The sequence below is a fragment of the Streptomyces sp. NPDC058576 genome (assembly GCF_042718715.1).
Classification (GTDB): domain Bacteria; phylum Actinomycetota; class Actinomycetes; order Streptomycetales; family Streptomycetaceae; genus Streptomyces.
Map to the genome: position 1 here is coordinate 144,436 of NZ_JBHXPF010000011.1, position 5,780 is coordinate 150,215.

Consider the following 5,780-nt stretch of genomic DNA (forward strand, 5'->3'; position numbering starts at 1 on the left):
TTGTGGTTCTGCTTCTGTTGGTCGGGTGTGGTGCGTTTTATACCTGCGCGCGCGATCGACTTTTCGGGTTGGGGCGGGGAGCCATCGTGCGGGCGGGCCCCTCCTCGTGCACGAGGTTCCACCGGATCAGGCCTCCGGGTCGCGGAGGGCCGCGGCGGCCTGCGCCTTGCGCTCCTTCTCGGCCTGTTCCTCGGCCTCCATCTCGGCGAAGACGTCGATGGGCGGCGGAGCCTTCGCGAGGAAGACCCAGGTCAGGTAGACCGCGAGCAGGAACGGCGGGATCTTCAGCGCGATGAGCACCCAGCCGAACTGGGTGGTGTCGGCCCACCAGTAGAGCGGGAAGAGGATCGCGCACTTGGCCAGCAGGATGAAGCCCCAGGCGTAACTGGCCTTGGTGTAGGCCTTCTTCCGGCCCGGGTTACGGGTCCGCCAGGAGAGGTTCTCCTTGAAGACCGGGCCGAGGATCAGGCCGATCAGCGGTACGCCGGCGGCGGCGGTGGCGATGTAGGCCACCGAGAGGCCCAGGGTGTAGAGCATGCCCGGCAGGTAGAAGTCCTTGGCATTGCCCGTCATCATCGCGAAGACGACACCGAAGGCCACCCCGAAGACGCCGCTGAAGGCGTGCTTGACGGTGTCCCGGCGGATCAGCCGGACGACGACGAGGGCCAGGGACACGGCCAGGGCCGCGATGGCCGAGATCTGCAGGTTCTTGTTGATGGTGAAGATCGTGACGAAGAGCAGCCCGGGGAGGACTGTCTCCACCATGCCGCGCACCCCGCCGAAGGCCTCGAAGAGAGCGGCCTCGGTGACGGCTTTCGCCTCGGCGTCCTGCTGGGCCGCGTGCCTCCCGCCGGCGTGCTGCGGGTCGGTGCGGTGGGGCTGGTCCGTGTCGGACGTCGGCTTGTCGAGAGACGTCACCGGCTACTCCTTGCCGAGCGGTCGGAGTTCGTATGTGGGGTTGAACAGCACCCGGCGGCCGTGGCTCATGGCGACCCGCCCCGAGGCGATGATCCTGCGGCCGGGCTCTATGCCGACGATGGAGCGACGGCCGAGCCAGACCACGTCCAGCGGCTCGGTGCCATCGAAGAGCTCCGCCTCCAGGGCGGGCACTCCGGCCCGGGGGCGGAGGGTGACGGTCCGCAACGTACCAGTCACCTTCACGATCTGCCGGTCGGAGCACTCGGAGATCCGGGTGCATCCGGTTGCCTGTGCGTCCTCCCGCAGCGCCTGTGACTCCAGGTCCTCCTGGGAACTGGAGAGCCGGTCGAGCATACGGCGGAAGCGCCCGGAAGGCTTCGCCGCCTTCCCGGCTTTGTCGGATCGGGGAACAGCACTCATACCCGAAGAGTACCGGTCCCGGGGGAGGTACACGCAGGCACGCGGCGACCACTCGAAAGCGTGAATCGGTGCGTGTCAGTCGCGCTCGAAGCGGTAACCCATGCCCGGTTCGGTGACGAAGTGGCGGGGGTGCGAGGGGTCCGTCTCCAGCTTGCGGCGCAGTTGAGCCATGTAGACGCGCAGATAGTTGGTCTCGGTGCCGTAGGAGGGGCCCCAGACCTCCTGGAGGAGCTGTTTCTGGCTGACCAGGCGGCCGGCGTTGCGGACGAGGACCTCCAGCAGGTGCCATTCGGTGGGGGTGAGGCGTACGTCGCGGCCGGCCCGGTGCACCTTCTTCGCCGCCAGGTCGACGGTGAAGCCGGCGGTCTCGACGAGGGCGATGTCCTCGGCGCCGCCTTCCTGGCCGACCGGTTCGGCCCGGCGTACGGAGGCGCGGAGCCGGGCCAGCAGCTCGTCCATGCCGAACGGTTTGGTGACGTAGTCGTCCGCCCCGGCGTCCAGGGCCTCCACCTTCTCGTCGGAGGTCTGGCGCGCGGAGAGGACGAGGATCGGGACCCGGGTCCAGCCGCGCAGGCCCCTGATCACCTCGACCCCGTCCATGTCGGGCAGCCCGAGGTCGAGGAGGACCACGTCGGGGTGGCGGGCGGCGGCGAGCTGGAGGGCGGTCGCCCCGTCGGGCGCGGCGTCGACCTCGTACTGGCGGGCCTTCAGGTTGATCACGAGGGCGCGGACGATCTGCGGCTCGTCGTCGACCACAAGCACCCTGGTCATCGCGGACCTGCCTTTCTGCTGTACGGGGAGGGGGAAGGAAGTGCGTGGGGGCGGGCGGCATGCGCCCGGGGGTGTGTCACGAGGTGACCCGGGCCGGCAGCTCGGCGTCGGCCCGGGGCCCGGTCTGCGCCGCGGCGAGGGTCAGGACCATGGTCAGCCCGCCGCCGGGGGTGTCCTCGGCGTCCAGGGTGCCGCCCATGGCCTCGGCGAAGCCCCGGGAGACGGCGAGGCCGAGGCCCACGCCCGCGCCGCGCGGGGCGTCCCCGTACCGCTGGAAGGGCTCGAAGATCCGTTCCTTGGCCTCGTCGGGGACGCCCCGGCCGCGGTCCACGACCCGTAGCTCGACCCGGCCGCCGAGGGCGCTGGCGGCCACGGCGACGGGCTCCTGGCCCGGGTTGTACTTGACAGCGTTCTCGACGATGTTGGCGACCACCCGCTCCAGGAGCCCGGGGTCGACGGCGACCATCGGCAGCGTCTCGGGGATGTCCAGGTCGACGCTGCCCTCCGGGACGCCGCCGAGCGCCATGGGGACCACCTCGTCGAGGTCGATCTCGCGGATCAGGGGGGTCACGGTGCCGGTCTGGAGGCGGGACATGTCCAGCAGGTTGCCGACCAGGTGGTCCAGCCGGTCGGCGCCGTCCTCGATGCCTTCCAGGAGCTCCGCCTCGTCCTCCGCGGACCAGGCGACGTCGTCGGAGCGCAGCGAGCTGACGGCGGCCTTGATGGCGGCCAGGGGGGTGCGCAGGTCGTGGCTGACGGCGGCGAGCAGGGCGGTCCTGATCCGGTTGCCTTCGGCGAGCCTGCGGGCCTGCTCGGCCTCCCAGACCAGGCGCTGGCGATCCAGGACGACGGCGGCCTGCGCGGCGAACGCGCCGAGCACCCGGCGGTCCTCGGCGGGCAGCACCCGGCCGGACAGCGCGAGGGCCATGTTGTCGCCGACCGGCATGTCCACGTCGGCGTCGTCGGGGCGCGTGACGGGGGCCGGTCCGACGAATCCGGCGCAGGTCCACGGCTCGACGTCGCTGCTGCGCTCCAGCAGGGCGACGGACTCCATGGCAAAGGTCTCCCGGACCCGTTCCAGCAGGGCGTCCAGGGCGGTCTCGCCGCGCAGCACGCTGCCCGCGAGGAAGGAGAGGATCTCCGACTCGGCGCGCAGCCGGGCGGCCTGGTGGGTGCGCCGGGCCGCGAGGTCGACCACGGAGGAGACCGCCACCGCCACCGCGAAGAAGATCACGATGGCGACGAGGTTCTCGGGGTCCTGGACGGTCAGGGTGTGGGTGGGCGGGGTGAACCAGTAGTTCAGCAGCATGCAGCCGACGGCCGCCGAGGCCAGCGCGGGTCTCAGTCCGCCGAGCAGGGCGGCGACGACCGTCAGGAAGAGGAAGAGCAGGACGTCGTTGGCGAGGCCGGGAGCGTCCTCCATGCTGCGCAGCACCACCGCGAGCAGGACGGGGCCGACGACGCCGACGAGCCAGCCCCAGAGGATCCGGGCGCGGCCGAGCCGGGCGCCGCGGGCGATGGGCAGGCCGCGGCCCTTGGCGACCTCTTCGTGGGTGACGATGTGGACGTCGAGGTCGGGCCCCGATTCGCGGGCGACGGTCGCGCCGACCCCGGGGCCGTAGATGTACTGCCAGGTCTTGCGGCGGCTGGAGCCCAGCACGATCTGGGTGGAGTTGACGCCGCGGGCGAACTCCAGAAGGGCGGCGGGTATGTCGTCGCCGATGACGTGGTGGAAGCTGCCGCCGAGGTCCTCGACCAGGGTGCGCTGGAGCGCCAGCTCCTTCGGGGAGGCGGAGGTCAGTCCGTCGCTGCGGGCGATGTAGACGGCGAGGATCTCGCTGCCGGAGCCCTTGGCCGCCATCCGGGAGGCGCGGCGGATGAGGGTGCGGCCCTCGGGCCCGCCGGTGAGCCCGACGACGATGCGTTCGCGGGCCTGCCAGGTGGAGCGGATGTTGTGCTCGCCCCGGTACTGCTGGAGGTACTCGTCGACCCGGTCCGCGGTCCACAACAGCGCCAGTTCCCGCAACGCGGTGAGGTTGCCGGGGCGGAAGTAGTTCGAGAGGGCCGCGTCCATCTTGTCGGGCTGGTAGATGTTGCCGTGCGCCATGCGCCGGCGCAGCGCCTGGGGCGACATGTCGACCAGCTCGATCTGGTCGGCCCGGCGCACCACCTCGTCCGGGACCGTCTCCCGCTGCCGTACCCCCGTGATCGACTCCACGACATCGCCCAGGGACTCCAGATGCTGGATGTTCACCGTGGATATGACATCGATCCCGGCCTTCAGCAGCTCCTCGACGTCCTGCCAGCGCTTGGCGTTCCGCGAGCCGGGGACATTGGTGTGGGCCAGCTCGTCGACCAGGGCCACCGCCGGGGCGCGCTCCAGCACCGCGTCCACGTCCATCTCGGTGAACGCGGTGCCGCGGTAGCTGATCTCGCTGCGCCGGACCTGCTCCAGGCCGTGCAGCAGCACCTCGGTGCGCGGCCTGGCGTGGTGCTCCACGAAGGCCACCACGCAGTCGGTGCCGCGCTCGACCCTGCGGTGGGCCTCGGAGAGCATCGCGTACGTCTTGCCGACGCCCGGTGCCGCGCCCAGGTAGATCCGGAGTGTGCCGCGTCCCATGGCCCCATTGTCTTCTTCCGTCCGGCCCTGTCGTGCCGAGGTCCGGTGGCGCCCGGTGCGGGCTGCCGCCCTCGACGCTACTCCGCTCCCGGGCGCGGTTCGGTCCCGGGAGCGCAGGTGAGGGGCGTATTGACGGAACTCTGATGCCCGGCGGAGGCCGTGAAGAGGGCGGGGCCGGGGCTCAGGCCTGTTCGACGATGTGGCCGTCGCTCAGCTCCAGGACCCGGTCGGCCAGGCCCAGCAGCTGGGGGTCGTGGGTGGCGACGAGGGCGGTGACGTTCTCGCTGCGGACGACCGCGCGGAGCAGTTCCATCACGGCGAGGCCGGTCTCGGCGTCGAGCTGGCCCGTGGGCTCGTCGGCGATCAGGAGGGCGGGCCGGTTGGCGAGGGCGCGGGCGATGGCGACGCGCTGCTGCTGGCCGCCGGAGAGCTCGCCGGGGCGCTGTTCCGCGTGGTCGGCGAGGCCGACGAGGGAGAGCAGCAGGGCGACCCGCTCGTCACGCTCGGCCGGATCGGCCTTGCGCAGCCGGAGCGGTACGCCGACGTTCTCGGCGGCGGTCAGGATCGGGATGAGGCCGAAGGACTGGAAGATGAAACCGACCCGGTCCCGGCGCAGCTCCAGGAGGCCCTTCTCGCCGAGCCCGCCCAGCTCGGTGCCGTCGACGGTGATCCGGCCGCCGTCAGGGGCGTCCAGCCCGCCGACCAGGTTGAGCAGGGTGGTCTTGCCGGAGCCGGAGCGGCCCTTGAGCGCGACCAGCTCACCGCGGGGGATCTCGAACGAGACGCCGCGCAGGGCGTGCACGGCCGCCGCTCCGCTCCCGTACGAGCGGTGCAGGTCCTCGACCGCGACCATGACCGTACGGGCCGGGTCCTCGGCGAGGGCCGTGCCGGACTGCCCGCTGGTGCTCTCGGTCATGCTGTTCCCCCGTCGTACGTACGTGGCCCGCGTCGTCGCCCGCCAAGTATGTGTGTGCGGCACGGGGCCGGGCAATGGCCGGCGGGTGGTGACGTACGAAGGCCGGTGGGCCGCACCCGGAAAGGGGTGCGGCCC

Annotated in this window: 5 protein-coding genes; all 5 read right to left on the minus strand. The window is 71.7% G+C overall.

The genetic code is table 11. The features are described from left to right. Window positions 1–126: 126 nt before the first annotated feature. The 5 genes from ACFWRV_RS11895 to ACFWRV_RS11915 all read right to left on the minus strand — a co-directional run bounded on the left by ACFWRV_RS11895 (window position 127) and on the right by ACFWRV_RS11915 (window position 5,645). Complete coding sequence (locus ACFWRV_RS11895; protein ID WP_384332076.1) at window positions 127–918, minus strand: DUF3159 domain-containing protein; 792 nt, start codon at window positions 916–918, stop codon at window positions 127–129. 3 nt (window positions 919–921) lie between these two features. Continuing rightward, window positions 922–1,338, minus strand: coding sequence for an OB-fold nucleic acid binding domain-containing protein (locus ACFWRV_RS11900; protein ID WP_384332078.1), 417 nt, complete (start codon window positions 1,336–1,338; stop codon window positions 922–924). Between the two features lie 75 nt (window positions 1,339–1,413). Further along, entirely contained in the window at window positions 1,414–2,109 is a 696-nt protein-coding gene (locus tag ACFWRV_RS11905) for a response regulator (RefSeq protein WP_384332081.1), read from the minus strand. 76 nt (window positions 2,110–2,185) lie between these two features. Next, window positions 2,186–4,729, minus strand: a complete 2,544-nt coding sequence (locus ACFWRV_RS11910) for a DUF4118 domain-containing protein (RefSeq protein WP_384332084.1) — start codon at window positions 4,727–4,729, stop codon at window positions 2,186–2,188. Window positions 4,730–4,910: 181 nt separating this feature from the next. After that, on the minus strand, window positions 4,911–5,645 hold the full coding sequence (locus tag ACFWRV_RS11915) for an ABC transporter ATP-binding protein (RefSeq protein ID WP_384332087.1): 735 nt from the start codon (window positions 5,643–5,645) through the stop codon (window positions 4,911–4,913). Window positions 5,646–5,780: the final 135 nt, after the last annotated feature.